This window comes from Streptomyces sp. JN8 (assembly GCF_055808075.1).
Window position 1 is genome coordinate 384,021 of sequence record NZ_CM147852.1, and the last position, 25,667, is coordinate 409,687.

At 73.9% G+C, this 25,667-nt stretch carries 25 protein-coding genes; 16 read left to right on the plus strand and 9 right to left on the minus strand.

The window, feature by feature from the left end; genetic code table 11:
- Window positions 1–3: 3 nt before the first annotated feature.
- From ACY0MR_RS01860 to ACY0MR_RS01870, 3 genes are read right to left on the minus strand one after another with little or no spacing between them, the layout of a single operon-like run.
- A complete protein-coding gene (locus ACY0MR_RS01860; protein WP_473558596.1) occupies window positions 4–801 on the minus strand; it encodes an ABC transporter ATP-binding protein in 798 nt (265 codons plus the stop codon).
- Entirely contained in the window at window positions 798–2,102 is a 1,305-nt protein-coding gene (locus ACY0MR_RS01865; protein ID WP_473558599.1) for a FecCD family ABC transporter permease, read from the minus strand. Before ACY0MR_RS01865 ends, ACY0MR_RS01860 begins: the two co-directional genes overlap by 4 nt.
- Window positions 2,092–3,123: an ABC transporter substrate-binding protein gene (locus tag ACY0MR_RS01870; protein ID WP_388800130.1), complete on the minus strand. Its 1,032-nt coding sequence runs from the start codon at window positions 3,121–3,123 to the stop codon at window positions 2,092–2,094. The genes ACY0MR_RS01865 and ACY0MR_RS01870 overlap by 11 nt, the downstream gene beginning before the upstream one ends.
- 154 nt (window positions 3,124–3,277) lie before the next feature.
- Here ACY0MR_RS01870 and ACY0MR_RS01875 point away from each other — a divergent pair, with 154 nt between their 5' ends.
- Both ACY0MR_RS01875 and ACY0MR_RS01880 read left to right on the plus strand, forming a co-directional pair.
- Window positions 3,278–4,594 carry an MFS transporter gene (locus tag ACY0MR_RS01875; RefSeq protein WP_473558601.1) on the plus strand — a complete coding sequence of 439 codons (1,317 nt, stop codon included), beginning with the start codon at window positions 3,278–3,280 and terminating at the stop codon, window positions 4,592–4,594.
- 41 nt (window positions 4,595–4,635) lie between these two features.
- On the plus strand, window positions 4,636–4,998 hold the full coding sequence (locus ACY0MR_RS01880; protein ID WP_404081087.1) for a S26 family signal peptidase: 363 nt from the start codon (window positions 4,636–4,638) through the stop codon (window positions 4,996–4,998).
- Between the two features lie 66 nt (window positions 4,999–5,064).
- On the opposite strand, the gene ACY0MR_RS01885 is transcribed toward ACY0MR_RS01880, so the two are convergent.
- A complete protein-coding gene (locus ACY0MR_RS01885; protein ID WP_404081089.1) occupies window positions 5,065–6,288 on the minus strand; it encodes an ATP-binding protein in 1,224 nt (407 codons plus the stop codon).
- Complete coding sequence (locus ACY0MR_RS01890; RefSeq protein ID WP_361849820.1) at window positions 6,285–6,944, minus strand: response regulator transcription factor; 660 nt, start codon at window positions 6,942–6,944, stop codon at window positions 6,285–6,287. The genes ACY0MR_RS01885 and ACY0MR_RS01890 overlap by 4 nt, the downstream gene beginning before the upstream one ends.
- 89 nt (window positions 6,945–7,033) lie before the next feature.
- Between ACY0MR_RS01890 and ACY0MR_RS01895 the strand changes: the two genes are divergently transcribed.
- The 6 genes from ACY0MR_RS01895 to ACY0MR_RS01920 all read left to right on the plus strand — a co-directional run bounded on the left by ACY0MR_RS01895 (window position 7,034) and on the right by ACY0MR_RS01920 (window position 11,359).
- Window positions 7,034–7,549, plus strand: coding sequence for a hypothetical protein (locus ACY0MR_RS01895; protein WP_392864470.1), 516 nt, complete (start codon window positions 7,034–7,036; stop codon window positions 7,547–7,549).
- A gap of 17 nt (window positions 7,550–7,566) precedes the next feature.
- Complete coding sequence (locus tag ACY0MR_RS01900) at window positions 7,567–8,640, plus strand: peptidoglycan-binding protein (RefSeq protein ID WP_473561649.1); 1,074 nt, start codon at window positions 7,567–7,569, stop codon at window positions 8,638–8,640.
- Entirely contained in the window at window positions 8,637–9,404 is a 768-nt protein-coding gene (locus ACY0MR_RS01905; RefSeq protein WP_473558605.1) for an ABC transporter ATP-binding protein, read from the plus strand. Before ACY0MR_RS01900 ends, ACY0MR_RS01905 begins: the two co-directional genes overlap by 4 nt.
- Complete coding sequence (locus tag ACY0MR_RS01910) at window positions 9,404–10,606, plus strand: ABC transporter permease (RefSeq protein ID WP_473558607.1); 1,203 nt, start codon at window positions 9,404–9,406, stop codon at window positions 10,604–10,606. The genes ACY0MR_RS01905 and ACY0MR_RS01910 overlap by 1 nt, the downstream gene beginning before the upstream one ends.
- 220 nt (window positions 10,607–10,826) lie before the next feature.
- Window positions 10,827–11,114: a hypothetical protein gene (locus ACY0MR_RS01915; protein ID WP_473558610.1), complete on the plus strand. Its 288-nt coding sequence runs from the start codon at window positions 10,827–10,829 to the stop codon at window positions 11,112–11,114.
- Window positions 11,115–11,161: 47 nt separating this feature from the next.
- Window positions 11,162–11,359 carry a hypothetical protein gene (locus ACY0MR_RS01920; protein ID WP_361849830.1) on the plus strand — a complete coding sequence of 66 codons (198 nt, stop codon included), beginning with the start codon at window positions 11,162–11,164 and terminating at the stop codon, window positions 11,357–11,359.
- A 7-nt stretch (window positions 11,360–11,366) separates the two neighbouring features.
- On the opposite strand, the gene ACY0MR_RS01925 is transcribed toward ACY0MR_RS01920, so the two are convergent.
- Together ACY0MR_RS01925 and ACY0MR_RS01930 are read right to left on the minus strand one after the other, a co-directional pair.
- Complete coding sequence (locus tag ACY0MR_RS01925; protein ID WP_473558612.1) at window positions 11,367–12,131, minus strand: GntR family transcriptional regulator; 765 nt, start codon at window positions 12,129–12,131, stop codon at window positions 11,367–11,369.
- 35 nt (window positions 12,132–12,166) lie between these two features.
- A complete protein-coding gene (locus ACY0MR_RS01930) occupies window positions 12,167–12,934 on the minus strand; it encodes a GntR family transcriptional regulator (RefSeq protein WP_361849834.1) in 768 nt (255 codons plus the stop codon).
- Between the two features lie 179 nt (window positions 12,935–13,113).
- Here ACY0MR_RS01930 and ACY0MR_RS01935 point away from each other — a divergent pair, with 179 nt between their 5' ends.
- From ACY0MR_RS01935 to ACY0MR_RS01960, 6 genes are all read left to right on the plus strand, one after another.
- Window positions 13,114–14,373 (plus strand): extracellular solute-binding protein, encoded by a 1,260-nt coding sequence (locus ACY0MR_RS01935; protein WP_473558617.1) that lies wholly within the window; start codon window positions 13,114–13,116, stop codon window positions 14,371–14,373.
- A 194-nt stretch (window positions 14,374–14,567) separates the two neighbouring features.
- A complete protein-coding gene (locus ACY0MR_RS01940; RefSeq protein WP_329858697.1) occupies window positions 14,568–15,428 on the plus strand; it encodes a carbohydrate ABC transporter permease in 861 nt (286 codons plus the stop codon).
- The gene (locus ACY0MR_RS01945; protein ID WP_388800097.1) at window positions 15,425–16,258 is read left to right on the plus strand and encodes a carbohydrate ABC transporter permease; all 834 of its coding nucleotides are present in this window, start codon (window positions 15,425–15,427) and stop codon (window positions 16,256–16,258) included. The genes ACY0MR_RS01940 and ACY0MR_RS01945 overlap by 4 nt, the downstream gene beginning before the upstream one ends.
- Before the next feature lie 9 nt (window positions 16,259–16,267).
- On the plus strand, window positions 16,268–17,776 hold the full coding sequence (locus tag ACY0MR_RS01950) for a beta-N-acetylhexosaminidase (RefSeq protein WP_473558620.1): 1,509 nt from the start codon (window positions 16,268–16,270) through the stop codon (window positions 17,774–17,776).
- Window positions 17,777–17,931: 155 nt separating this feature from the next.
- Window positions 17,932–19,368 (plus strand): cellulose binding domain-containing protein, encoded by a 1,437-nt coding sequence (locus ACY0MR_RS01955; protein WP_388800091.1) that lies wholly within the window; start codon window positions 17,932–17,934, stop codon window positions 19,366–19,368.
- Window positions 19,369–19,488: 120 nt separating this feature from the next.
- Window positions 19,489–21,600 carry an FUSC family protein gene (locus tag ACY0MR_RS01960; RefSeq protein WP_473558622.1) on the plus strand — a complete coding sequence of 704 codons (2,112 nt, stop codon included), beginning with the start codon at window positions 19,489–19,491 and terminating at the stop codon, window positions 21,598–21,600.
- 158 nt (window positions 21,601–21,758) lie between these two features.
- Here ACY0MR_RS01960 and ACY0MR_RS01965 read toward each other — a convergent pair whose 3' ends face one another.
- Window positions 21,759–22,733, minus strand: coding sequence for an oxidoreductase (locus ACY0MR_RS01965; RefSeq protein ID WP_473558624.1), 975 nt, complete (start codon window positions 22,731–22,733; stop codon window positions 21,759–21,761).
- A gap of 55 nt (window positions 22,734–22,788) precedes the next feature.
- Here ACY0MR_RS01965 and ACY0MR_RS01970 point away from each other — a divergent pair, with 55 nt between their 5' ends.
- A complete protein-coding gene (locus ACY0MR_RS01970; protein WP_473558627.1) occupies window positions 22,789–23,232 on the plus strand; it encodes a MerR family transcriptional regulator in 444 nt (147 codons plus the stop codon).
- A 105-nt stretch (window positions 23,233–23,337) separates the two neighbouring features.
- Window positions 23,338–24,093 carry an NUDIX hydrolase gene (locus tag ACY0MR_RS01975; RefSeq protein ID WP_473558630.1) on the plus strand — a complete coding sequence of 252 codons (756 nt, stop codon included), beginning with the start codon at window positions 23,338–23,340 and terminating at the stop codon, window positions 24,091–24,093.
- Between the two features lie 314 nt (window positions 24,094–24,407).
- Here ACY0MR_RS01975 and ACY0MR_RS01980 read toward each other — a convergent pair whose 3' ends face one another.
- A complete protein-coding gene (locus tag ACY0MR_RS01980) occupies window positions 24,408–25,418 on the minus strand; it encodes a LacI family DNA-binding transcriptional regulator (RefSeq protein ID WP_361854025.1) in 1,011 nt (336 codons plus the stop codon).
- Between the last annotated feature and the right edge of the window lie 249 nt (window positions 25,419–25,667).

Here is a 25,667-nt window from a genome sequence, read left to right on the forward strand (position 1 = left end):
CCTTCAGCGGGTGGGTCGGGGTATCGGGAGGGCGGGGTCGAGGGGGCGTCGGTAGCCGACCGTCGGGTGCCCCAGGGCGTCGGTGGTGAGTTCGGCGTCGACCTCGAACACCTCGGCCAGCCGATCGGTCGTCAGGACGGCCTCGGGGGTGCCGGCCGCGACCAGGCGCCCGTGGTGCAGGAGGAGCAGCCGGTCGCAGTACCGGGCCGCGAGCGAGAGGTCGTGCAGGGCGATCAGGACGGTCCGTTCGGTGCCGGTCAGCAGTTCCATGAGGGCCAACTGGTGCTTGACGTCGAGGTGGTTGGTGGGTTCGTCGAGGAGCAGCGCGTACGGCTGCTGCGCCAGGGCGCGGGCGATGTGGGCGCGCTGGCGCTCGCCGCCCGACAGCGCCTTCCAGGGGCGGTCGGCGCGTTCCGTGAGGCCGACGACCTCCAGTGCGGCGGCGACCACCGCCCGGTCGGTGGCGTCGGCTCCGCGCCAGCGGTCCCGGAAGGGGGTGCGGCCCAGGCCGACGACGTCGGCGACGCGCAGGTCGCTGTCGGCGGCCGAGTCCTGCGCGACGAAGGCGACGTGGCGCGCGATCCTGCGCGGGCTCCAGTCGGCCACCGGGGCGCCGTCGTAGCGGACCGTCCCCGCGTCGGGGACCCGGAGCCCGGCCAGGCAGCGGAGCAGGGAGGACTTGCCGGAACCGTTCGGCCCGAGCAGGCCGACGGTCTCTCCGGGGGCGACGGCCACGCTGACCTCGCGTACGACCGGGGTCCCCCCGACCGACCAGCTCAGGTCGTCGGCGGTGATCCTCACAGCTCCCCCCTCCTGCGCAGGACGAGGAGGAAGAGCGGTACGCCGAGGAGCGCGGTGATCACTCCGACGGGGACCTCGCGGGGCGCGAAGGCGATCCGGGCGAGCGCGTCGGTCCATACGAGGAACACCGCGCCGGCCAGTGCCGCGTACGGCAGGAGCACCCGGTGCAGCGGTCCGACGAGGAAGCGCACCCCGTGGGGCACGATGAGTCCGACGAAGCCGATGGCGCCGACGGTGGCCACGGCGACCGCGGTCAGCGCGGAGGTCACCACGAGCAGCAGCATCCTGGTGTGCCGCACCTCGATGCCGAGGGACGCCGCGGTGTCGGTGCCGAACGCGAGGCCGTCGAGGGCGTTCGAGCAGAGCCACGCGACCGCGAGACCCAGCGGGGTGACGATCGCGCAGACGACGACGGTGTTCCAGCGGGCGGGTGCCATCGATCCCAGCAGCCAGTGGGTGACGGCGCGTGTGGTGTCCGCATCGGCCGAGGCCATGAGGATCAGCGAGGTCAGCGCGGTGAGCAGCTGTCCGACGACCACTCCGGTGAGGACGATGCGGACGGAGTCGAGGCCGGTGCGCCGCAGCAGGAGGAGCAGCAGGGCGAAGGAGAGCAGGGCGCCCGCGAGGGCGCCGCCGGTGACGCCCAGGGTGGTGGCGCCGATGCCGAGGACGACGACGGCCACCGCTCCGGTCGAGGCGCCGGACGAGATGCCCAGCAGGTAGGGATCGGCCAGGGCGTTGCGGGTGACCGCCTGGAGCACCGTGCCGCACACGGCGAGCGAGGCGCCGACGAGCGCGGCCATCAGGACGCGGGGCAGCCGCAGGTCCCACAGCAGCGAGTCCACCAGCGGGGGCAACGGCTCGGCGTCCAGGCCGAGACGGGTGGCGAGGACCCGGGCCAGGTCGGTCCAGCCGGTGTCGGCGGTGCCGATGCGGACGGCGGCGGCGATCGAGCCCACGAGGGCGGTCGTGGAGAGGAGCAGGAGGAGGGATCGGGCGAGGGGAGGAGTGCGAGGGACCGGTCGGGTGCCGGGGTGCGGGTCGGGACGGCCGGAGTGGTGCGGCGAGCCCGGGCCCGCGTCCCCGGGCGCGCCGCCGTGCTCGCGGGCCGCCGGGAGCAGCAGGTCAGCCGGGTTCCGGCGGGCGGGCGGTGTGGTGCCCGTGGGCGGTGTGGTGCGGGCGGGCGGTGTGCTGCCCGTGGGCGGTGTGGCGCGGCTGGTCGGTGCGGTGCGGCCGGTCGGGCTCGCCAGGGGGGCCCTGCGTGTCGCCGGGCCCGTGGCGGCGGGCGGGTCAGCGGGCATGTCCGAGGTCCTTCATGCCCCGGGCGAGCAGCCCGAGGGCGTGCACCGAGCGGACGGAGGGGTCGAGTTCGATGCCGGGCACTTCGATGATCCGGTTCTCGCGGACCGCGGCCAGCCGGGAGATCACGGGGTGCGCGGCCATCGTGGCCCGCTTCTCGGCCGCGCTGTCGCCGGGGCGGCCCCGCTCGGAGAGGTCGCCGATCACGATGACGTCGGGGTCGCGGCGGGCGACTTCCTCCCACGAGACCTCGGGCCAGTCCTCGTCGACGTCGTCGAAGGCGTTCTCCGCTCCGACGATCCGGCTCATCTCGCTGGGGAGACCGGTCCCGCCCGCCACGTACGGCATGCCGTTGAAGACGGAGTAGAGGTAGACCACGGTGGGCCGGTCCGCTCCCCGGGGTGCCGCGGAGGCGTTCGCGCCGGCCCGGGCGACCGCGGCGCGCTGGTCCGCGGCGAGCTTTCCGGCGCGCTCCTCGGCGCCGAAGAGCCTGCCCAGGTTCTCGTAGTCGGAGAAGAGCAGCTCGAAGGGGGTCCGGCCGGGCGGGTTGTGCTGGGGGCAGTCCACGGCGCTGACGAAGGTGGGCACCTTCAGGGCGCCCAGCTCCTCGCGGGTGCCGGCGCGGTCCGCGGTGTAGAGGTCGGCCGAGCCGGCCATGACGAAGTCGGGTGTCGCGGCACGCAGTTGCTCTCCGGTGGCGATCTTGGGCGCGATGACGGGGATCTTCGCGTAGGCGGCGCGGTACGGGGCGGGGATCTTGGTCTTGAGGTTGGCGGTGCCCGCCATCCGGTCCTGGAGCCCGAGTTCGAGCAGGGTCTCGGTCGAGCTCTGGTCCAGGGCGACGGCCCGCTCGGGCGGGCCGGGGAGCGTCACGTCCCGGCCGCAGCTGGTGACGGCGGTTCGGGCGGGGGACTGTGCGGCGGGCTCGGCGTCGGCCGCGGATCCGCCGCCGCCCGCGGTGGAGCAGCCCGCGGTGGCGAGGGCGAGGGTCAGGGCGATACCGAGGCGGGCGGGGTGGCGCATGGGTTCTCCGGTCTGGGAGGGGCGGGCAGGGGTGTGGTCGTGCACCGGGCAGGAGTGCCGCGTTCGAAGGGTACTGTAATGGCAATCATTTTCATTAACGACCCCGGGGGGCGGTTCTCCGAGCCGCTCCCCCACTCCCGAGGAGCACCTCTCCGTGACCACCACACCCGCGCCGACGACGGCCAAGTCACCCTCCCCGCCTCCGCGTTCGATCCTTCTCGACCCCGCCTTCCTGCGCCTGTGGGCGGGGACGACCGCATCCGGCCTCGCGACCTGGGCGCTGCCCTTCGTCCTCGGGCTCGCCGTGCTCCACCGCGACCTGGGGGCCGCGGGGCTCGGACTCGTCCTCGCCGCCCGCACGGTCGGCTTCCTCGCCGCCGTCGCCGTCGGCGGCGTCCTGGCCGACCGGCACGCGCGCCGCGCGGTGGTCCTCTGGTCCGCCCTCGCGGCGGCGGCCGCCGCTCCCCTGCTCGCCGCGGGGCTCGGCCGGTCGCTCGCGCTGATGACGTTCGCGGCAGCCCTCGCCGGCGCGGGGCAGGGCGCCTGCCGGCCCGCGTTCCAGGCGCTCACGGCGGAGACCGTCGAACCGGGCCGGCGGCAGCAGGCCAACGCCGCCATGACCCTGGCCGTTCGCGGTTCCACGCTGGCCGGACCCGCCCTGACCGCGCTGCTCGCGGCGTTCCTGGACGTCCGCACGCTGCTGCTCGGCATCGGGGCGCTGTGGCTGGTCGCGGCACTCGCGCCGGGCAAGGGGGGCGTGGTCGCGGACACCGCGGAGCCGCGCACGGAGCAGGCCGACGGTTCGGACGCCGGGTCCGACGCCGCGTCAGGATCGGCCGCGTCCGATGTCCCGCGCGCCGGGTTCCGCTCCGAGTTCCTGGAGGGCATACGGGAGGCCCGCCGCCACCCCTGGTTCCTCGGCGGACTCGCCGCCCTCGTCGCGGTCATCGCCCTCGGCTACTCCGCCACCAGCGTCGCGCTGCCCCTGATCAGCCGGGACCGCTACGGCAGCGAATGGGTACTGGCGGCCGCGATGACCGCGTACACGGTGGGCGCGCTCGGCGGGGCGCTCGTGATCGCCCGCTGGCGGCCGCGCTCCCCGGGCTGGGCCGCGCTGGCCGGGCTCGGCGCCTACGGCGTCGCGCCCCTGAGCCTGACGCTGCCGGTGCATCCGGCCGTGGTCGTCGCGGCGTACGCGGTCGCCGGGATCGGCATCGAGCTGTTCAACGTGCCCTGGTTCACCGCGACCCAGCGCGAGGTGGCCCCCGACAAGCTGGCCCGGGTCTCGTCGCTCGACTTCCTGGTCTCCTACGGCCTCGCGCCGGTCGGCCTCGCCCTGATCGCCCCGGCGATCGGCCGCTTCGGCGTCACGCCGGTCCTCGCCGTGTGCGCCGCGGCCTGCTTCCTCGTACCGGCCGCGGCGGCCCTGGTCCCGACGGCCCGCCACTTCGCGCGTCCGCCCGGCCGGTAAACGGGTGGAGCGGCGCCGGGGCCGCGTGTCACCATCCGCGGATGGGTGTACTGAACGCGGTGGCCGGCAGGGTCGCCGGCGGAGCCACCGTGACGTTCCGGCCGAGCGGCTCCTCGATGGTCCCGCTGATCCGCAGCCGGCAGCAGGTCGTCGTCGTCCCGGTCGACCCGTCGAAGGTGGAGGTCGGCGACATCGTGCTCGCCCGGGTCGCCGGGACGGTGTACCTGCACCTGGTGTCCGCCGTGGACCACGCCAGGAAGCGGGTGCAGATCAGCAACAACCGCGGCCGGGTGAACGGCTGGACCGGGCATGCCCGGGTCTACGGCATCTGCACGGCGGTCGACGGCGTCGAGCGGTCGGGAGCGGCGGGCAAGACCCCCGCGTCCGACCGCGGCGCCCCGTAGCGGAGGCCGGACGACACGGGCTCGCACGTGAACGCCCGCGTGTGGCGTCGGAGTCCGGCGTCCGCGTCAGCCGCGCCCTCCGCCGAACCGCACCCGCACGGTCAGCCCGCCGCCCTCCGGGTTCGGGTACGCCTCCGTCCGCGCGCCGTGGGCGCGGGCGATCGATTCGACGATCGAGAGGCCGAGCCCGGCCCCTTCGCCCGGGGCGTGGGTACGCGCGGTCAGGCGGCGGAACGGCTCGAAGAGCAGCGGGACCGTCTCGCCCGGGACCTCGGGTCCGGTGTTCGTCACCTCGATGCCCCCGGGGCCGGTACGGACCTCGACCCGGCCGCCGGGGACGTTGTGGCGCACGCCGTTGGCGACCAGATTGTGCACCAGCCGGTCGAGGAGCACCGCGTCGCCGTCGACCGTCAGCGGACGGGCCCGCACCGACACCGCCACCCGGCGCTCCGCCGCCTCCGCGCCCATCGCCTCCGCCGCCCGGCGGGCCACCTCGTGCACGGCGACCGGGCGGCGCTCCCGCAGCCCCTGATCGGACGCGGCGAGCAGCAGGAGGCCCTCGATGATCCGTTCACTGTCGTCCGCGACCTCGATCAGCTTCGTCCGGATGCGGGCGACCCGCTCCGGCGACGGGTCGCCCGCGAGGCCGATCTCGGCGGCCGCGCGCTGCACCGCCACCGGTGTCCGCAGCTCGTGCGCGGCGTTCGCCGCGAACCGCTGCTGGGCGGAGACCAGCCCCTCCATGCGTCCGAGCATCCCGTCGAAGGTGTCGGCGAGCCGCTTCAGCTCGCCCGGCGGACCGTCGAGCGCGATCCGCTCGTGCAGGTTCTCGCCGGACAGCCGGCGCGCCGTCTCGGTGATCACGGCGACCGGCCGGAGGACCCGGCCCGCCATCCACCAGGCGAGCAGGACGGAGAGCACCGCGTATACGACGAGCACGATCAGCGACACCGTCAGGAGTCGTTCCAGCGCCGCCGACTCCGCGGCGCCGCTCACCGACCGCGTGATCGCCAGCACCTCGCTGGGGAGCGCGGTCCCGGCGGTCGGGGCCGGGCTCGCCGGCAGGGGGCTGGCCGGCACGGCGCTGGTGAGCGCGTTCGGGTCCGGGCTCGGCAGCTCTCCGAGCCGCCGGGCCGGTACGGTCCCGGTGACCGCCAGGCTGATCGACGAGTACAGGCCCTCCTTCACCAGGAAGTACACGACCCCGGTCAGCAGGGCGCCCGCGAGCAGGAGGAGTCCGCCGTACAGGGCGGTCAGCCGGGCCCGCTCCCCCGTGACGACCCGCTTCACGACGCGATCCGGTAGCCCGAGCCCGGGACCGTCTCCACCACGGGCGGCTCGCCCAGCTTCGCGCGGAGCTTGCTCAGCGTGACCCGCACGGCGTTGGTGCGGTAGCTGGTGTTCTCCTCCCAGACCTGCTCGATCAGGTCCTCGCCGCTGACCACCGCGCCCTCGGCCCGCAGGAGGGACTCCAGGACGGCGAACTCCTTGCGGGAGAGCTGCAGATGCCGCCCGTCGCGGCTGGCCTGCCGGCGGGCGGTGTCGAGGACGATCCCCGCCCGCTCCAGCACGGGCGGCAGCGCGGGCCGGGCACGCCGCCCGAGCGCGAGGACCCGGGCCAGCAGCTCGTCGTAGGCGAAGGGTTTGGCCAGGTAGTCGTCGGCGCCCAGGCCCAGGCCCTCGACCCGGTCCCGTACGGTCCCGGCCGCGGTCAGCATCAAGACCCGGGTCATCAGGCGCTGCGCGACGACGCGGCGGCAGACGTCGTCGCCGTGCATCCCGGGCAGGTCACGGTCCAGGACGAGGACGTCGTACTCCCCCAGCTGCAGTTTCCGCAGGGCTTCGAGGCCGTCGGCCGCGACGTCCACGGCCAGCGCGTCGCGGCGCAGCCCCTCGGCGATCATCTCGGCGAGAAACGCCTCGTCCTCCACCACCAGTACGCGCATGCCTCCTGTGTATCCGACAGCGACCTTTCGCCGTTGTAAACGAAACCGCTGAGAGAAACGAAACACCCCTTCGCGGCACGCTCCTCGCCATGACGATTCGACGGATCACCCGGGCCGCCGCCGCCACCTCCCTGGCCGCCGCCCTCACCCTGCTCGCCACCGCCTGCTCGGGAGCCGGCTCCGACGCGGCCGGCTCGGGGAGCGGGACGAAGGACGGGAGCGTGAGCGACGAGGGCAAGAAGGCGGACCAGGCCTTCGAGCACCGCAAGTGCCTCCGCGAGCAGGGGCTCGACGTGCCCGAGCCCAAGCCGGGCGAGCAGGGCGTCGGCCTCACCATCGGTGGTGACGGCATGTCCAAGGAGAAGATGGAGAAGGCGTTCAAGGCCTGCCAGGACAAGGCCGGCGGCGCCGGATTCGGCAAGGAGCCGACGCAGGCCGACAAGGACAAGGCGCTCGCATACGCGAAGTGCATGCGGAAGAACGGCTTCGACATGCCCGACCCGACGTTCGACGGACGCGCGCAGGCGGCCCTTCCGATACCGCAGGGCGCCGAGAAGCAGAAGTTCGACAAGGCCGCCAAGGCCTGCGAGAGCGTGGCCCGGTGAAGGGCGGCGAGCGGCCGATGGCGCGGCGCCGGCTGGTGCTCGCCCTCGCGGCGATCGTGGCCGTCGCGGGCGGCGGGGCGGCGGTCACCGCCGTGTCCGCACCCGACCGCGCACCGCGGGACGCCGGGGGCGCCGCCGACTCCCAGGGCCTGCCCGCCGAGACCGCACCCGTCACCCGGGGCGACCTCAGCAACACCTCGCAGCAGGACGGCACCCTCGGCCACCTCGGCGAGCGGAAGATCAACGCCGGCACCGCCGGGGTCCTGACCTGGGTCGCGGGGAGCGGCACGGTCGTCGAGCGGGACGGACGGCTCTACGAGGTGGAGGGCGGCCCGGTCCGGCTGATGTACGGGGCCGAGCCGATGTACCGGACGCTGAAGGCGGGGGACGAGGGCAAGGACGTCCGGCAGCTGGAGGAGAACCTCGCGGCCCTCGGCTACGTCGGGTTCGACGTCGACGAGGAGTACACGGCGAAGACGGCCGCCGCCGTGAAGCGCTGGCAGAAGTCCCACGGCCTGAAGCAGACCGGCACCGTCGGCCCGGACCAGATCGCCTTCGCGGGCGGTGCCGTACGGGTCAAGGAGGCGGGTGCCGCACCGGGCGACCGGATCGCACCCGGCGGGCCGGTGCTCACCGTGACCGGATCCGAGCGGGTGGTCCGGTTCAGGATCCCCGTGTCGGAGGCCGCGTCGGCGAAGGCGGGCACCCGGGTCACGGTGCGGCTGCCGGACGGCACGGAGCTGCCGGGGAAGGTGTCGGCCGTGGGCAGGACCGCCTCGGCGGGCGACGACCCGCAGGACAGGACCCCGAAGATCTCCGTCACGGTCTCCTTCGACCGGCCGGAGAAGGTGGAGGGCATCGACCAGTCGCCGGTCACCGTCGACCTCACCGGCGAGACCCGCCGGGACGTCCTGACCGTGCCCGTGAACGCACTGCTCGCCCTGCCCGGCGGCGGTTTCGGCGTCCAGGTCGTCGAGAACGGCACGGCACGCGACGTGGAGGTCGAGCTCGGCATGTTCGGGCAGGGCCGGGTCGAGGTCACCGGTGACGGACTGCGCGAGGGCATGAAGGTCGGGGTGCCGTCCGCATGACGACGACCGCGACGACATCGACGACCCCCACGGCCCCTACCGCGCCCACGGCCCCCGGAACGCCGCCCCCGGTCGTCCGGCTCCGCGGTGTCACCAAGGAGTACGCGGGCGGAGTACGGGCCCTCGACGGCGTCGACCTCATGGTGGCGGAGGGCGAGTTGCTCGGCATCGTCGGCCCGTCCGGCTCGGGGAAGTCGACCTTGCTGCACATCGTCGGCACCCTGGACCGGCCCAGCGCCGGCACGGTGGAGATCGCCGGGTACGACATCGCGTCCCTGTCGGACCGCAGGCTGTCGGCGCTGCGCGCCCGCCGGATCGGGTTCGTCTTCCAGGCCTTCCACCTGGTGCCCGGCGTGGGCGCGCTGGAGAACGTGGCCGAGGGGCTGCTCTACTCCGGGCTGCCGCGCGCCCGGCGGCGCAAGATGGCCGCCGAGGCGCTGGCGCGGGTGGGCCTCGCCGACCGCATGAGGCACCGGCCGCACGAACTGTCCGGCGGGCAGAAACAGCGCGTCGCCATCGCGCGCGCGGTGGTGGGCGAACCGGCCCTCCTGCTCGCCGACGAACCGACGGGCGCCCTGGACTCGGCCTCCGGGGAGGCGGTGATGACGCTCCTGCACGAACTCAACGCGGAGGGCGCGACGATCGCCGTCATCACGCACGACACGGAGATCGCCGGGAGACTGCCGCGGCAGGTGCGGATCCGGGACGGACGGGTGGTGGACGACACGTCCCCGGTGTCCGGCGACGGAGAGGTCGCGGCCTGATGCCCCGTACGAGGAGACTCACAGCAGCCCGGCTGGGTCCGCGGGACGTCCTTCACGTGGGCTCCGCGGGTCTGCGGAGCCGTCCCGTGCGGGTGGTGCTCTCGGCCCTGGGCATCGCCATCGGGATCGCCACGATGATCGCGGTCGTGGGCATCTCCGCCTCCAGCCAGGCCCAGTTGCTGCAACGGCTGGACGCGCTCGGCACGAACATGCTGGTCGCCGAGCCGGGCGAGGGCATGTTCAGCGGGCAGGAGGTCAAGCTCCCGAAGGACTCGGTGGGCATGGTCGGCCGGATCCCCGGAGTGGAGAAGGCCGCCGGTACCGGGGACCTCAGGAGCTCGGTGCGCCGTTCCGAGAAGATCCCGGAGGCCGAGACCGGCGGGATCGCGGTCAAGGCGGCGACGGAGGACCTGCTCGGCGTCCTCAGGGGCGGACTCGCGTCCGGCACCTGGCTGAACGCCGCCACGGGCCGCTACCCGTCCGTGGTCCTCGGCCACGTCGCCGCCGATCGGCTCGGCATCACCGCGCCCGGCCGGCAGGTCTGGATCGACGACCGGTACTTCACGGTCATCGGCATCCTCGACCCGCTGCCGCTCGCCCCGGAGATCGAACGGTCGGCCCTGGTCGGCTGGCAGGGCGCGGAGCGGCTGCTGGGCTTCGACGGGCACCCGACGAGGGTGTACGAGCGGTCCTCCGACGCGTCCGTCGAGGAGGTGCAGCGGCTCCTCGCCCCGACGATCGACCCGCGGAACCCGCAGAACGTGTCGGTGGCCGACCCGTCCTCGGCGCTCAAGGCCAAGGCGGCGACGGAAGGCGCGTTCTCCACCCTGCTCCTGGGCCTCGGCGGGATCGCGCTCCTGGTGGGCGGGGTCGGCGTCGCCAACACGATGATCATCTCGGTCCTCGAACGCCGCCACGAGATCGGCCTCCGCCGGTCCCTCGGAGCGACGCGGGGACAGATCAGGATCCAGTTCGTGACGGAGTCCCTGATGCTGTCCGGCCTGGGCGGCCTGGCGGGCGTGGCGCTCGGCGGGGCGGCGACGGGGGTGTACGCCTCCTCGGGCGGCCTGCCGTGGGTCGTACCGCTGTGGGCGGTGGGCGGCGGCTTCGCCGCGACCCTCGCGATCGGCACGGTCGCCGGGCTCTACCCGGCCGTCAGGGCCTCGCGGTTGTCACCGACGCTGGCGCTGGCGACAGCCTAGAGGTCTCGGGCACCGGGACTCCCGACCCTCGGGACATCCACCCGACACGCCCTCGGCAAGCCCCCCCCCCGGCCACCCGGCACACCGCCGGGTGGCCGGGGGTGTCAGGGGGCGCGGGGTACGACGCCGAAAGACGCGGTGCCCGGGCGGGCGGTCCGCTGCCCGGTCTGCGCCGTGACTCCGCCTCACCGCCGGGCCGGAGCGTGTGACACTTCCCGGTATGCGCCTCATCGCCGACGGCAGTTCGCCGCTTCCGCGGGCGGTCCTCGTGGACGCGCTCGAGCACGACGACGGCTCCACCATCGCGCCGGCGTCTCCGCTCTTCCTCGCCGCGGGCGACCGACTGCGCTTCGAGGGCGGCACGCTCGTCGTCCTACGGGACGGCGGGATGCGGCACGATGTCGTCGGCGACCGGTCCTGGCGGTGCCGCGTGCGGCCCGCCCACCGGCCTCCGCTCCCGCCGGCTCGGCCCACCCCGGGGGCCAAGCCAGAGGACACCCCTCTTTAGCCCTTTTCGGGTGATTCCGCCGACGACATCGCCTCGTTGATCAGCGCATGAAGCAGCTCGGACGACGTCGCTGGATCTGGTCCCCCATCACCTCCTGGCAGGCCAGGAGGCTCTCCCGGGTGTCCGGGGTGAGCATCGACGAGGCCTGGGTCAGGATCCGGTTGACCACCCATCCCGAGGAGTCCCACCTCGCCCTGACCCGCGACGTGCTCACGCGGGTCCTGCTCACCCGGCGCACCGGATGAGGCGGCGTCACTCCACCGTCCCCCACCACGCACCGGCCCGTGCCGCGTCCGTCGCCGGGTCGCCGACCGGCCCGTCGCCGAGGGCGAGCCGGGAGACGATGCGGTAGCGGTCGCCCCGGTAGAGGGAGCGGACGTACTCGACCGGCCTGCCGTCGGCGTCGGAGGTGACCCGGTCGAAGAGCAGCGCAGGCGAGAGGACCGGAACGTCGAGCAGGCCCGCCTCCTTCTCGCTCAGCACGGTCGGCTCGATCGACTGGACGGCGTGGGCGGGCCGGATGCCGCGCCGCTCGCGCAGGTAGGCGTAGAAGCCGCCCTCCATGTCGGCGGCGGTGAGGCCGGGGACCAGGTCGGCGGGGACGTGGAGGTGCTCCAGGGCGATCGGGGCGCCGTCCACCCTCCGCAGCCGCGTCACGTGGAACAGCTCCGCGGCCGGGGAGATCGCCAGCCGGCGGCCCACGCGGGCGCCGGCCCGGACGGTGCGGAAGCCGAGCACCGTACTGGTCCAGTCGCCCCCGCTCCGGGGCGCGCCGGCCGTCCGGTGCTCGGCGACCAGCTCCTGGGTGATCTTGTCCGGGGCGACGAACATGCCGCGCCCGTGCTCGCGTACCAGCAGGCCCGTGGCGACGAGTTCGTCGACGGCCGCGCGCAGGGTCGGCCTGGACACGCCGAGAGTGGCGCAGAGGGTGCGTTCGGACGGGATCGCGTCGCCGGGGCGGCGGCCCTCGATCACGGTCAGGAGGTGCTCGCGCACCCGCTCCCGCTTCAGCTCCATGCCGTCCACTCCCCCGTGCGCCGTTTCGCTGCGGGTCAGTATGCATCCCCCTCCGTGGAGGAGGTCACGAGGCCGTCGCGGGTGAAGTCGAGGCGGGAGACGATGCGGTACCGGTCGCCCCGGTAGACCGAGTGCACGTACTCGACGGGACGGCCCGCGGTGTCGAGGGTGAGGCGTTCGATCAGCAGGGCGGGCGAGAGCACGGGGACGTCCAGGAGCGCCGCCTCGTCCTCGCTGACGACGGTCGGTTCGATCGACTGGGTGGCCTCCTGGACGTGGACCCGGTGGTGCTCCCGGAGGTGGTCGTAGAGGTCGCCCGCTTCGAGTTCCTCGGGGGTGAGCGAGGCGCCCACCAGGTCCGCCGGGATGTGCAGGTGCTCGATGGCCATGGGCGCGCCGTCCACCAGGCGCAGGCGGGCGACGTAGAGCAGTTCGGCGGCGGGCGAGAGCCGCAGCCTGCGGCCGATACGGGCGCCGGCCCGGATCGTGGCGGATTCGAGCACGGTGCTGGACCAACTGCCCGACGCGCGGGGGACGGTGAAGGCCGCGTCGTCCGGGGCGAGCCGCTGGGTGATCTTGGCGGGGGCGACGAACATCCCCCGGCCGTGCTCCCTCACGAGGGCGCCGGTGGCGACGAGTTCGTCGACGGCCGCCCGCAGGGTCGGCCGGGAGACGCCGAGAGCGGCGCAGAGGGTGCGCTCGGAGGGGATCGGGTCGCCGGGTCCGCCCGCCTCGATCAGGCCGAGCAGGTGCTCCCGTACCCGCTCCCGCTTCAGCACCCCGCTGGAGGAGCCGTCCTTCATGCCACCCACCCTCATCTCACTGGTCAACTGGTAAATCCAATACTAGCCGCACCGGTTGACCAGAGACCCCGTGAACGACCCATGTTTTTCAAGGGATTGACGGCTCCCTCCGAGCATGCCACCTTCTGCTCACACACCTGACCACTTGACCAATTGGTCAACCACGCATCGAGGTGCCCGTGAAGACTCGTCCCCTCGCCGGCTCCGTCGCCCTCGCGGCGGCCGTCGCCCTCACCGCCACGGCCTGTGGCGGATCGGGCGACCCGGCAGCCTCCGGCGGCCCGGAGAAGGTCACCGTATGGATCATGAAGGACAGCGTCACCGACGCCTTCCTCGACCGCTTCCGCACCGGCTTCGAGGCGGAGCACAAGGACATCGACCTGGACATCCAGATCCAGGAGTGGGACGGCATCGGCGAGAAGGTCACGGCCGCCCTCGCCAGCAAGGACGCCCCGGACGTCATCGAGGTGGGCAACACCCAGGTCGCGCAGTACGCGGCGAGCGGCGGCGTCCGCGACCTCACCGACAGGACGGCCGAGCTGAACGGCGCGGACTGGCTGCCGGGACTCGCCGAACCGGGCAAGGTCGACGGCAAGCAGTACGGCATCCCCTGGTACGCCGCCAACCGGGTCGTGATCTACCACAAGGACCTGTTCGCCCGCGCCGGCGTGACCTCTCCCCCGAAGACGCAGGCCGAATGGCTCGCGGTCACGGCGAAGCTGAACCGGGGCCGGACCCAGGGCATCTACCTGCCCGGCCAGAACTGGTACACCCTCTCCGGGTTCGTCTGGGAGGAGGGCGGCGACCTCGCCGTCAAGGACGGGTCCGGGTGGAAGGGAGCACTCGACTCCCCGCAGGCGCGCGCAGGCATGGACTTCTACCGGCGGCTCCAGGCCCTGGGCAAGGGCCCCAAGGACTCCGACGAGGCCAAGCCCCCGCAGGCCGAGGTCTTCGCCAAGGGCGAGGTCGCCCAGATCATCGCGGTACCGGGCGGCGCCAAGATCGTCGAGGAGATCAACCCCGCGCTCAAGGGCAAGCTCGGCTTCTTCCCGGTCCCCGGCAAGACCGCGGGCAAGCCCGGCGCGGTCTTCACCGGCGGCTCCGACCTGATCGTGCCGGAGGCGTCGACCCACCCCGAGGCCGCGTACGAGGTGGTCAAGGCGCTGGCCGGCGAGAAGTGGCAGACCGACATGGCCCGCACGATGAGCTACGTCCCCAACCGCACCTCGCTCGCCCGCGTGATCCAGGACGACGAGGGGACGGCCGCGATGGCCGCGGGCGCGGCGCAGGGCCGGGCGACGCCGAACTCCCCGCAGTGGGCGGCCGTCGAGGCCACCAACCCGATCAAGCAGTACATGACGGCGGTGCTCACCGGCACCGACCCCGCGCGGGCGGCCGCGACCGCCTCGCGGAGCATCACCAAGACCCTCGGCTCGTGAGCGGACCCGTGAGCCCGCCCGTGGAACGGCTCGGCAGCACACACGACCCGGCCCCCGACGGTCGGTCCGAGGGAGGGACCGGCCGATGGACCGGAAGGCGGGCCGGAGGACGGCCCGGGGGACGGCAGGACGGGTCCGGCCGTCCCGCGGACGGCCGCGGGACGTCGGGACGGGGCGCCTTCTGGCCCTACCTCCTGGTCGCCCCCACCGTCCTCGGCGGTCTGCTCCTCCTCGGATACCCCTTCGCCCGGAACCTGGTCATCTCCTTCCAGCGGTACGGCCTCGGCGAACTCATCCGCGGCGAGGCCTCGTTCGTCGGGCTCGACAACTACCGGGCCGTGCTCGCGGACCCCGAGTTCTGGGAGGTCGTCCGGCGCACCTTCTGGTGGACCCTGGTCAACGTCGTCCTCATCATGGTGATCGCCACCCTGGTCGCGCTGATGATGCAGCGGCTCGGCAAGCGGATGCGGATCCTCGTGACGACGGGTCTCGTCCTCGCGTGGGCCAGCCCGGTCATCGCCACCACGACCGTCTTCCAGTGGCTCTTCGCCTCGCGCCTCGGAGTGGTCAACTGGGTGCTCGTCCAGCTCGGGTTCGAGTCCTTCGAAGGCTACTCCTGGCTGGCGAACGGCCCCGCCGCCTTCACCGTCCTGGTCCTCCTGGTGGTCTGGCAGTCGGTGCCCTTCGCCGCGATCACCCTGCACTCGGCGCTGCTGACCGTCCCCGCCGAGCTCTACGAGTCGGCCCGGCTCGACGGCGCCGGCGGCCGGCGGATCTTCCTCTCCGTCACGCTCCCCCTGCTGCGCCCGATCTTCGGGCTCGTCCTCTGCCTGGAGGTCATCTGGGTCTTCCGCTGCTTCGCGCAGATCTGGGCCGTGACCAAGGGCGGCCCGGGCGAGGCGACGACCACCCTGCCGGTCTACGCCTACCGCGTGGCCCAGTCGCTGCACCGCTACGACCTCGGAGCCGCGGTCTCCACGCTCACCGTGCTCCTCCTCGTGGCCGTCCTGATCGCCTACTTCCGCCAGATGCTCCGACAGGAGGCCGACCGGTGACCCCGCGCGCCCTGCGCCGACTCCCCCTCAACACCGCGGCGGCGCTGGTCTTCGTCCTGGCCGTGTTCCCGGTGTACTGGATGGTGCTCACGGCCTTCCGGCCGACCCGCGACATCCAGTCCGAGACCCCGCGGTTCCTGCCCGTCTCCGTCACCCTGGAGCACTTCCGGCACGCCGTGGCCGCCGACGGGTTCTGGACGTTCTGGCGCAACAGCCTGCTCGTGACCGCCGGTTGCGTCGTACTCGCGCTCGTGGTGGCGCTCGCCGCCGCGTTCGCCGTCGCCCGGATGAACTGGCGCGGTCGGCGGGGCTTCATCCTCATGGTGTTCATCGCCCAGGTCGCGCCCTGGGAGGCCCTGCTGATCCCGATGTACGTGATCGCCCGGGACGCCGACCTGCTCGACCGGCTCGCGACCCTCAGCCTCGTCTACTTCATGGTCACCCTGCCCTTCACCATCGTGACCCTCCGCTCCTTCCTCGCCGCCGTCCCGCCCGAACTGGAGGAGGCGGCCCAGGTCGACGGCTGCACCCGCACCGCCGCCTTCCGCAGGGTGACCCTCCCCCTGCTCGCCCCCGGACTGCTCGCCACCTCGCTCTTCGGCTTCATCACCGCCTGGAACGAGTTCGCCTTCGCCAACATGCTCATCATCAAGAACCAGGACGACCGGACCCTGCCCGTCTGGCTGTCGTCCTTCTCGAACGTCTTCGGCACCGACTGGGGCGCCACCATGGCCGCCTCCACCCTCTTCGCCCTGCCCGTCCTCGTCCTCTTCCTGGTCCTGCAGGGCCGGGTCGCCGCCGGAATGACCGGCGGAGCCGTGAAGGGATAACGCACCCCGATGCCCCAGCCCCGACTCGTTCCCGAACCCACCCACCTCCAGCCGCTCCCCGGCACGTTCACCTTCGACGCGGCGACCGCTCTCAAGGTCTCGCCGGGCGCCGAGGGCGCCGCAGGACTGCTGCGCACCCTGCTCGGCCCGGCCACCGGCCTGCCGCTGCCCTCCCGCGCGGACGGCTCCGTCGTCCTGGCGCTCGACCGCGCCCTCACCGGTCTCGGCGAGGAGGGCTACGGCCTGACCGTCGGCGCCGAGGGCGTCCTGCTGCGGGCCGCCCGGCCCCAGGGACTCCTCGCCGGCGTGCAGACCCTCCGCCAACTCCTCCCGGTCGAGGCCCTGCGCGCCGAACCCGTGGCGGGCGTCGCCTGGTCCGTCCCCTGCGTGCAGATCACCGACACACCGCGCTTCCCCTGGCGGGGCTCCATGCTCGACGTCGCACGACGCTTCCGCCCCGTCTCCTACCTGCGGCGGTACGTCGACCTCCTCGCCCTCCACAAGCTCAACGTCCTCCACCTCCATCTCACCGACGACCAGGGCTGGCGCATGCCGGTCGCGGCGCTCCCGCGGCTCACCGAGGTCGGCGGGCTGCCGCACGGCGGCGCCTACACCCGGGCCGAACTCACCGCACTGGTGGCGTACGCGGCCGAGCGGGGCGTCACCGTCGTGCCCGAGATCGAGATGCCGGGGCACGTCCGGGCCGCGCTCGCCGCCTACCCCGAGCTCGGCAACCAGCCCGGCCGCCGCTACGAGGTCTGGGACCGGTGGGGCGTGTGCGACACGATCCTCGGCGTCCACGACGGCGCCCTCGATTTCTGCCGCACGGTCCTGGACGAGGTCATGGAGGTCTTCCCCTCCTCCTATGTGCACATCGGCGGCGAGGAGTGCCCCACCACCGAGTGGCACCACGCACCCGCCGCGCTGCGCAGGGCCGCCGAGGAGGGCCTGCCGGGACCGGCCGCCCTGCACGGCTGGTTCATGGAGCGGATCGGACGCCACCTGCTCGACGCGGGCCGGCTGCCACTGAGCTGGACCGAGAACGGCGCGGACCTCCCCCGGTACTTCACCGTCATGCCCTGGCGCGACGCCGACCACGGCCGGACGGCCGTCCGGCGCGGACACCGGGTCGTCATGGCGCCCCATCGGACCACCTACCTCGACTACCCCCAGTCGGCGAGCCCCGCCGAGCCGCCGGGCCAGGCCGGCGAGGTCGTCGACCTGCGGACCGTGCACGGCAACGAACCGGCTCCGGCCGACTGGACCCCCGAGGAGGCCGCCCAGGTCCTCGGCTCCCAGGTGCAGCTGTGGACCGAGTACGTGCCCACCACCGCGCACGCCGAGTACCTGACCTTCCCCCGGCTCTGCGCGCTCGCCGAGGTCGTCTGGACCGGACGCCACGACTGGCCGGGCTTCCAGGAACGCCTGCGGCACCACAGGACACGGCTCGACGCCCTCGGGGTGCCGCGGAGGCTGCCTCCCGCGCCCGCGGCGGCGGTCCTCACACCCGCGCCGTGAGCGCGCGTGAGCGCCCCGCGCCCGGACCCGCCCGTGCCGGGCCCCACCCCGCGCACCCCTCCCCGCCTGCTCGTACGCCGGTCCCGTCCGCGCGTACGTCAGCCGCACCACCCGCCCGCACCTCCGCCCCACACCGTCCCAGGAGAGGAATCACCATGAACGACCCCACCCGGACCAGGAACCTGCGGATCCGAGCCGCGCTCGCCGTCGCCGCGGTGACCGGGCTCGGCGCCACCGCTCTCACCGCCCTCCCGGCCGCCGCCGCCGGTGAGGCCCTCACCGTCCAGTACCGGCAGAGCTCGACCGGCGGCGACCAGGTCGAGCCCTGGCTCAAGGTGGTCAACACGGGCGCGTCGAGCGTGCCGCTGAGCCAGGTCAAGGTCCGCTACTACTTCAAGGCCGACGCGGGAGCCTCGTACACCTACGCCTGCTCCTGGGCCGTGAAGGGCTGCGCGAACCTCACCGGCACCTTCGGCACCCTCGCCCACCCCACCGCGACCGCCGACCGCTACCTGGAGATCGGCTTCACCGCCGGGGCCGGCTCCCTGGCGCCCGGCGCGGACACCGGCGACATGCAGCTGCGCTTCCACCGGTCCAACTGGCAGTCGCTGAACCAGAGCGACGACTACTCGTTCGGTCCGGCCCAGACGACGTACGCCAACTGGTCCAAGGTCACGGCGACCGTGGGCGGCGTGCAGGTCTGGGGCACCGCACCGGCCGGCAACGAGCCCACCCCGACGCCCACCGACCCCACCACGCCCCCGACCACCCCGCCGCCCACCGGGGCCACGCTCTTCGACGACTTCGACTACACCGGTCACACCGACCCGGCGATCGGCGCCCACGGGTGGAGCGTCCGCTCCAACTCCGGCGGCCCCGGCGTGCCGGGTGCCACCTGGGCCCCCGAGAACGTCACCTTCGCCAAGGAGGGCACGAACTCGATCATGAACCTGCGGAGCTCGACCGCGGGGACGGGCGAGTCCACCCGGCACACCGAGATCCTCACCCAGGCCTCGAAGTTCAAGAACGGCACCTACGCGGCGCGGGTGCGCTTCTCCGACGCCCCGGTGTCGGGCCCGGACGGCGACCGCGTCGTGCAGACCTTCTTCACCATCAACGACCTCAAGGCCCCGATGGCCGACGACTACGCCGAGTACGACTTCGAGTACCTCCCCAACGGCGGCTGGGGCGAGCCCGCCAACATCCTCTACACCACGTCGTGGGAGACCTACCGCCCCGACCCCTGGGAGGCCGTCAACCAGCACTCCGAGTCCCGCACGAGCTACGCCGGCTGGCACGACCTCGTGCTGACCATCGACGACAGCACGATCGTCTACTACGTCGACGGCCAGGAGTTCGGCCGGCACGACGCCCGGTACCTCCCCGAGCGCCCGATGTCGATCAACTTCAACCAGTGGCTGATCGACCTGGCCGGCCAGACCTCGACGACACCGCGCGCCTACGACCAGAAGGTCGACTACGTCCTGCACGTCAAGGACCAGGTCCTGACCCCCGCCCAGGTGGCCGCGAAGGTCGGCGCCTACCGCACGGCGGGCACCACCTTCCAGGACACGGTGCCGGCCGCGCCGTAACCCGGCGGGACCGCTCCGGCCCCCGGTGCGCCCCCGCGGGCGGACCGGGGGCCGGCCCGGCGGTCCCCGGGCGGCCGTCCGCCGCATGCCGGACGCGCCGTCCCGGTGGATCCTGGGGGTATGGGTGGAGATCCCGGGACACGGCGGTCGAAGGCCGGGCTCCCGCCGGCCTACGCGGCCGCCGTGCGGCGGTCGGTCCGCGTCACGGTCTCCGCCGCCGCCGGTTTCTACCTCTTCCTGTACGGATTCGACTCGCCCGTCGCCGCCACGTACGCGCTCTTCGCCGCGGTCGCGATGGCCGGCCTCTCCCGCATCCCCGGCAACGGGCGGCAGCGCGCCGCGACGCTGCTGCCGGTGGTCCCCGCGTGCTGGGTGCTCATCACGATCGGCACCTACCTGTCGGTGCGGACGTGGAGCGCGGTCCTCGGGATGCTCGTCGTCGGCTTCGTCCTGGCGTTCCTGGCCGTGGGAGGCCCCCGGCCGGCCGGGGCCGCGCCGGGGCTGCAGCTGATGTACATCCTGCCGTCCTTCCCGCCGTACGTCCCCGAGTCCCTGGGCGAACGGCTGGTGGGCGCGACCGTCGGCCTGCTCGTGCTGATCCTCGCCGAGGCCTTCCTGCTGCCCGACCGCGCACCGCGCGTCCCCTACCGCGAGCTGGCGGCCCGGGCCGCGGAGAGCGCGGGGCGCTGCGCCGACGAACTGGTCTCCGCCCCGTACGCACTCGGAGACGCCGCACGCCGGACCGCCCGTGAGGTGGGGGGCGGCCTGCGGTCCTCGCGGGTGCCCGAGGCCGAGCGGCCCGCGGGCCCCGGGGTCAGGGCACGGGCCCTCACCCACACCGGTCTGGCCGCCCGGACCCTGCTGGGGCGGCTGGCCGCGCTGCCACCGCGCGCCGGCGACCCGGCGGAGGGCGGAGCGGGACCGGAGGTGCTGCGTGCGGTGCGGGACGCGTCCCTGGAGACCGCGGCCCGGCTGCGCGACAGCGCCCGCTCCCGCCCGGCGGAGCCCGCGCCGGCCCGCGGCCGGCTCCAGGAGGCCCGCCACTCCCTGGCCGCGGGCGCCGCGCCGGGTGCCACGCCCGCCGCGCTGCGCCGCCACGCGGCGGTCCTGGAGGTGGCGGACGCGGCGCTGGCGATGTCGACGGCGGCGGAGATCGCCGTCCTGGGCAGGGCGGCCCCGCCGGCGGCCCCCGGCCGGTTCTGGTACGCGCGGATGCGGGCGCCCCGGCTGTGGTGGCACCGGCTCTCCGGGCACGCCGGGCAACGGTCGGTGTTCTTCCAGAACGCGGTGCGCATCGCGCTGGCGCTGGCGGCGGCGCGGACGATCGCCGGCCTGGACACCCTGCCGCACGGGTTCTGGATGCTCCTCGCCACCCTCACCCTGACGCGTACGACGGCCCGGGAGACGCGGAGCACCGTGCGGGTGGCGCTCACCGGGACCCTGGTGGGCGCGCTCGTCGTGGCCGTGCTCCTCTCCGTCGTCGGTTCGGACACCACCGTGTACGCGGCCGCGCTGCCTCCTCTGATGCTGGTCGCCTTCACGCTGGGGCCGGTGAAGGGCGTGGGCTGGGCGCAGGCGATGTTCACGATGGTCGTCGCCCTGGTCTTCGCCCAGCTGGCCCCCGCGACCTGGCAGCTCGCCGAGTTCCGGCTCCTGGACGTGGTCGCGGGCAGCGCGGTCGGTGCCGTGTTCGGGCTGCTCGCCTGGCCGCGGGGCGCCCACGACGAGCTCCGGCGGGCGGTGGCGACGATGCTCCGCAGCGCCGCGGAGACCGTCGTGTCCACGACGTCCCAGCTCGCCACGGGCGGGGCACGCGGACCCGTGGCCATCTCGCCGGGCCACCGGTCGCTGCAGCACGCCCTGATCATGGCGGAGTCGGCGTACGCCCAGTACCACAGCGAGCCCAAGGAGCTGAACGCGCCGGACGACCCGCAGGACTGGCAGGCCGCCCTCATGTCCGGCCACCACACCCTGTGGGGAGCGGACCGGCTGCTGGTGCCGCTCGAACCGACCGTCGTACCGCCGCTGCCCCGGGACTCCGCCGCGTCGGCGACCCGGATCGGCGACCGGGTGGCGGCGGGCATGCTGCTGGTCTCCGCGCGTCTGGCCCGAGCGGCGACACACCCGGCAGGCCGGCCGCCGTCGACCCGCGCGCCTTCGTGGACTTCACCGTCGAGCCGCCCGGCGCTCCCCGGCCGTACTACGCGACGGTGGAGTGGCTGGAAGCCCTGATGACGGACGTGGAGCGGATCTCCGAGCGCCCCGATGAGCGGCCCCACGGGGGGCTCGGCTGATCGAGCTCCTGTGGCGGGGCCGTGGCCTCGGCACGGGCCCGCGGGTGTCGGAAGGGGCGGGACGGAGGGACGCGGCGGCCGACCGGCCCGCCGGAGTCAACGGGTGACCGGGCCGCAGCCGGTCGCCGCGAGGGAAAGCTCCCAGAGCCGTGCGGCGGCGTCGGGGTCGACGGCGTGGTCGTGGACACCGCCGTCGTCCATGGGCCGGCCGGGGGCGGCGCGCACCGCCACGTCGCAGTCCTCCAGGTAGAGGCCTCCGCGTCCGTCGAGAAGGGCGGAGGTCGCGGCCCAGAGACCGGTGGCGGCGCCCTGGGAGGCGGTCTTGAAACCGGCGCCGATCACTCGGCCGTGCTCGTCCACCCATCCGCGGTCCCGCTGCTCACGGAGGCTCATCTCGCGCTGGAGACCGGTGATGATCCTGCCGGGGTGCAGCGCGAACGCTCGGACGCCGTCGCCGCGTCCGAGCGCGTCGAGGTGCACGGCGAACAGCGAGTTGGCGGTCTTGGCCTGGCCGTAGGCCAGCCACTTGTCGTAGCCGGTGCGGAAGTGCGGGTCGTGCCAGCGGATGTCGGTGAGGGCGTGACCGGCGGAGCTGTTGACCACGACACGCGCCCCGTCCGCGGCGGCGAGCAGCGGGTAGAGCTCGCAGGCGAGGACGAAGTGGCCGAAGTGGTTGGCGGCGAGCTGGCCCTCCCAACCGGGCCCGACCCTCCGCTCGGGGGTGGCCATGACGCCGGCCACGGCCATCAGGAGGTCGATCCGGTCGACGCGCCCGGCGATCAGTGCGGCGGCGGCGCGCACGCCGGGGACGTCGGCGAGGTCCAGGGCGACGACCTCGCACCCCGGCACGTCCCGGAGGACCGCGCGGGCGGTGTCGGGGCGGCGGGCCGGGACGATGACGCGGGCTCCGGCGGCGGCCAGCCCCCGGGCGGTCTCCAGGCCGAGTCCGGAGTACCCCCCGGTCACGAGGGCGGTCAGGCCGGAGAGGTCCAGGCCCGCCAGGACGTCCTCGGCCGTACTGGCGGCGGAGAAGGGGGAGTCGAGCGGGTGCTGCCGGTCGGTGGTGATCATGCGGCCGACGCTACGATCTAGAGCCGGGTCTAGATCAAGTCCTAGACTGGGGATCATGACGACCGCCGTGCCCGACGAGGCGCCTCTGAGCATCGGCCGGGTGGCCGAGCGGACCGGACTCAGCGTCCACGCCCTGCGTTTCTACGAGCGCGAGGGCCTGCTGACGGGTCCGGTGCACCGGACGTCGGGCGGCCGGCGCCAGTACACGGCCTTCGACGTGGACTGGCTGCTGATCTGCGTCAAGCTCCGCGAGTCCGGCATGCCCCTCTCCGACCTCAAGCGGTTCGCCGAGCTGGTGCGCTCCGGCCCCGGCAACGAGGCGGAGCGGCTGCACCTGCTCGACGCCCATCGGCAGCGGGTCGACGCCCGGATCAGGGCGCTGGAGGAGTGCCGTTCCGTCATCACCTGGAAGGTCGGCGTGTACGCGGACCACCTCGCCCGCGGCACGGCCGAGGGGCTCTGGGACCCGACGGCCCGAGGGACACGGTGGACTTCTTGAACACCGTCGTCGACGGGATCCGGACCGGTCGCCCCGTCCCCGGAGACGTACGCCCGGCCGCGGTCGCGCTGCGCGTGCCGCTCGACGAGACGGAGGAGGTGCCGCGTGACCGACGCGCATGACACCCGACCGGCCCCGCCGCCGGTGGCGTTCCTCGACGTGCGGCGGATCGCCTTCGCCGAAGGGCCCCTGCCCGCCCTGACGCCGTGGGAGCTGAGCGAGGTGGACCGGCTCTGGGCCGGCACGCGGGCCGGCAACCCGGCGGTCTTCGACGGCCCCATGGCGGCGGTCACGGGGATCGACCTCTCCGCACCCGGGGTCCTGGTGGCGCACTGGGCGCGGCTCTCCTACCGGTACCGGGCGCTGCGCGCCCTGCGGCCCGCCGGGGAGGTGCCCGGCTCGATGTTCGTGACGGTGCTGCTGCCCACGGAGCGCGGGCTGGTGGTCGGCCGCGGGGCGGCGACCACCGCGGCACCGGGTCGCTGGACGCTGCCGGGCGGTGCGGTGGAGCCGCCCGCGGCGCCCCACCCGCTCGACGAGGCGGCCCTCCGGCGGGAAGCCGCGCGTGAGCTCGCGGAGGAGGTCGGGGTGCGGGTCGACGACGAGGGACTGCGGCTGTTCGCGGTCACCCGGGGGCGCCGGTTCGGGAGTCTCGGGTTCCACTTCCTCGCCCCGCCCACGGCCGCCGCTCCGTTGCTGCGCGGGCACGCCGAGCTGGTGGCCGCGGAGTCCGGGCACGGGGCCGGGCCCGAGCTGGACGCGCTCGCCTTCGTGTCCTCGGCGGCCGAGGCGGACCGTCTCGGCCCGGGTTCCGACTATCTGGCCCAGGTCCTCGACCGGTACGGCGCCTGCGCCGCCTGACCGCAGGTCAGGTGGCGGGCGTCGGCTGCCGGTTGGCGGGACGGAGGCCGTACGGGGTGCCCGAGCCGGTGTGCCGGCGCCGGGTCGGGGCCGACGTGGGGCCAGGTCGGGGCCTCTCCTCCGGTTTCGAGCCGCCCACCTAGGATCAATTGCTTCACACGAGCTGGTTCTTGAGCGAACTCATCGATACCTTGCGTAGGCAGACGTCGACGGCCTCCCCGCCGACACGTCTCGACCGGCCTACACAGACGGCTCCGGTGCCGGGGAGACGGTGAGGCCTCCCCGGCACCGGAGCCGTGGCACAGGCTGGGGGATCAGACGGTCGGCGGCGGCGCCGTCGAGCCGCGCACGACCAGTTCGGGTTCGAAGAGCAGCTCGCCGGGGTCGGTCTGGGTGCCCTGGATCTGGGCGCAGAGCAGCTCGACGGCGGCGCGCCCCATGGCCTCGATGGGCTGGCGCACGGTCGAGAGCGGCGGCTCGGTGCAGTTCATGAAGGCGGAGTCGTCGAAGCCGATGACGGAGACCTCCGAGGGGACCGCGAGGCCCCGGCGCCGGGCGGCCCTGATGGCGCCGAGGGCGAGCGGGTCGCTCGCGCACACGATGCCGGTGACGCCCCGCTCCAGGAGGCGGGCCGCGGCGGCCTGCCCGCCTTCGAGCGAGAAGATCGACCGGACGACGTGCTCGTCCGGCAGGTCGCCGCCGGCGGCCTCGGCGACGGCGCGGGCCGCTTCGAGCTTGCGGCGCGAGGGGACGTGGTCACTGGGGCCGAGGACCAGGCCGATCCGCTCGTGGCCGAGGGAGGCCAGGTGGCGCCAGGCCTGCTCGACGGCGACGGCGTCGTCGCAGGAGACGCAGGGGAAGTTGAGCCCCTTGATGGAGGCGTTGATCAGGACCACCGGGATGTTGCGCTCGGCGAGCTGGTGGTAGTGGTCGTGCGGCGCGTCGGCCTGGGCGAACAGGCCGCCCGCGAAGACGACTCCGGAGACCTGCTGCTGGAGGAGGAGGTCGACGTAGTCGGCCTCGGAGACGCCGCCCTTGGTCTGGGTGCAGAGGACCGGGGTCAGCCCCTGCTGCGCGAGCGCGCCGCCGATCACCTCGGCGAACGCGGGGAAGATGGGGTTCTGCAGTTCCGGCAGGACGAGACCGACCAGGCGCGCGCGCTCGCCGCGCAGCTGGGTGGGCCGCTCGTAGCCGAGCACGTCGAGCGCGGTGAGGACGGACTGGCGTGTCGCTTCGGAGACACCGGGCTTTCCGTTGAGGACACGGCTGACCGTCGCCTCGCTGACTCCCACCTTCTTGGCCACCTGGGCAAGTCGTCGCGTCATGAGCGCAAGAGTATCGCAGGCTTCGCAAGCGAATTGCGGCCCTGTCGAGCATCTGTGACGAGCGCGCGCGACCCCGGTGATCCAACAACGTGTGAAGGGTTGACGGGCACTGGGGCGCCTCATAGCTTCAGGACTTGATAAAAGGCTTGCTGTTGTTGTCCGTTGGGCGCGAGACGGCGAAGGGTTTGTCAGGTGCATAACACATTCGGGCAGGTGCGCACGTGGTTCCGGCGGGCGGGGACGGGCTCA

What these genes read in the sequence shown, in the direction of transcription:
- ACY0MR_RS01865 (WP_473558599.1), bottom strand. Translation starts at nt 2,102, where the DNA reads ATGCCCGCTGACCCGCCCGCCGCCACGGGCCCGGCGACACGCAGGGCC.
- ACY0MR_RS01870 (WP_388800130.1), bottom strand. Translation starts at nt 3,123, where the DNA reads ATGCGCCACCCCGCCCGCCTCGGTATCGCCCTGACCCTCGCCCTCGCC.
- ACY0MR_RS01880 (WP_404081087.1), top strand. Translation starts at nt 4,636, where the DNA reads ATGGGTGTACTGAACGCGGTGGCCGGCAGGGTCGCCGGCGGAGCCACC.
- ACY0MR_RS01890 (WP_361849820.1), bottom strand. Translation starts at nt 6,944, where the DNA reads ATGCGCGTACTGGTGGTGGAGGACGAGGCGTTTCTCGCCGAGATGATC.
- ACY0MR_RS01895 (WP_392864470.1), top strand. Translation starts at nt 7,034, where the DNA reads ATGACGATTCGACGGATCACCCGGGCCGCCGCCGCCACCTCCCTGGCC.
- ACY0MR_RS01900 (WP_473561649.1), top strand. Translation starts at nt 7,567, where the DNA reads ATGGCGCGGCGCCGGCTGGTGCTCGCCCTCGCGGCGATCGTGGCCGTC.
- ACY0MR_RS01905 (WP_473558605.1), top strand. Translation starts at nt 8,637, where the DNA reads ATGACGACGACCGCGACGACATCGACGACCCCCACGGCCCCTACCGCG.
- ACY0MR_RS01910 (WP_473558607.1), top strand. Translation starts at nt 9,404, where the DNA reads ATGCCCCGTACGAGGAGACTCACAGCAGCCCGGCTGGGTCCGCGGGAC.
- ACY0MR_RS01915 (WP_473558610.1), top strand. Translation starts at nt 10,827, where the DNA reads ATGCGCCTCATCGCCGACGGCAGTTCGCCGCTTCCGCGGGCGGTCCTC.
- ACY0MR_RS01920 (WP_361849830.1), top strand. Translation starts at nt 11,162, where the DNA reads ATGAAGCAGCTCGGACGACGTCGCTGGATCTGGTCCCCCATCACCTCC.
- ACY0MR_RS01925 (WP_473558612.1), bottom strand. Translation starts at nt 12,131, where the DNA reads ATGGAGCTGAAGCGGGAGCGGGTGCGCGAGCACCTCCTGACCGTGATC.
- ACY0MR_RS01930 (WP_361849834.1), bottom strand. Translation starts at nt 12,934, where the DNA reads ATGAAGGACGGCTCCTCCAGCGGGGTGCTGAAGCGGGAGCGGGTACGG.
- ACY0MR_RS01950 (WP_473558620.1), top strand. Translation starts at nt 16,268, where the DNA reads ATGCCCCAGCCCCGACTCGTTCCCGAACCCACCCACCTCCAGCCGCTC.
- ACY0MR_RS01955 (WP_388800091.1), top strand. Translation starts at nt 17,932, where the DNA reads ATGAACGACCCCACCCGGACCAGGAACCTGCGGATCCGAGCCGCGCTC.
- ACY0MR_RS01960 (WP_473558622.1), top strand. Translation starts at nt 19,489, where the DNA reads ATGGGTGGAGATCCCGGGACACGGCGGTCGAAGGCCGGGCTCCCGCCG.
- ACY0MR_RS01965 (WP_473558624.1), bottom strand. Translation starts at nt 22,733, where the DNA reads ATGATCACCACCGACCGGCAGCACCCGCTCGACTCCCCCTTCTCCGCC.
- ACY0MR_RS01970 (WP_473558627.1), top strand. Translation starts at nt 22,789, where the DNA reads ATGACGACCGCCGTGCCCGACGAGGCGCCTCTGAGCATCGGCCGGGTG.
- ACY0MR_RS01980 (WP_361854025.1), bottom strand. Translation starts at nt 25,418, where the DNA reads ATGACGCGACGACTTGCCCAGGTGGCCAAGAAGGTGGGAGTCAGCGAG.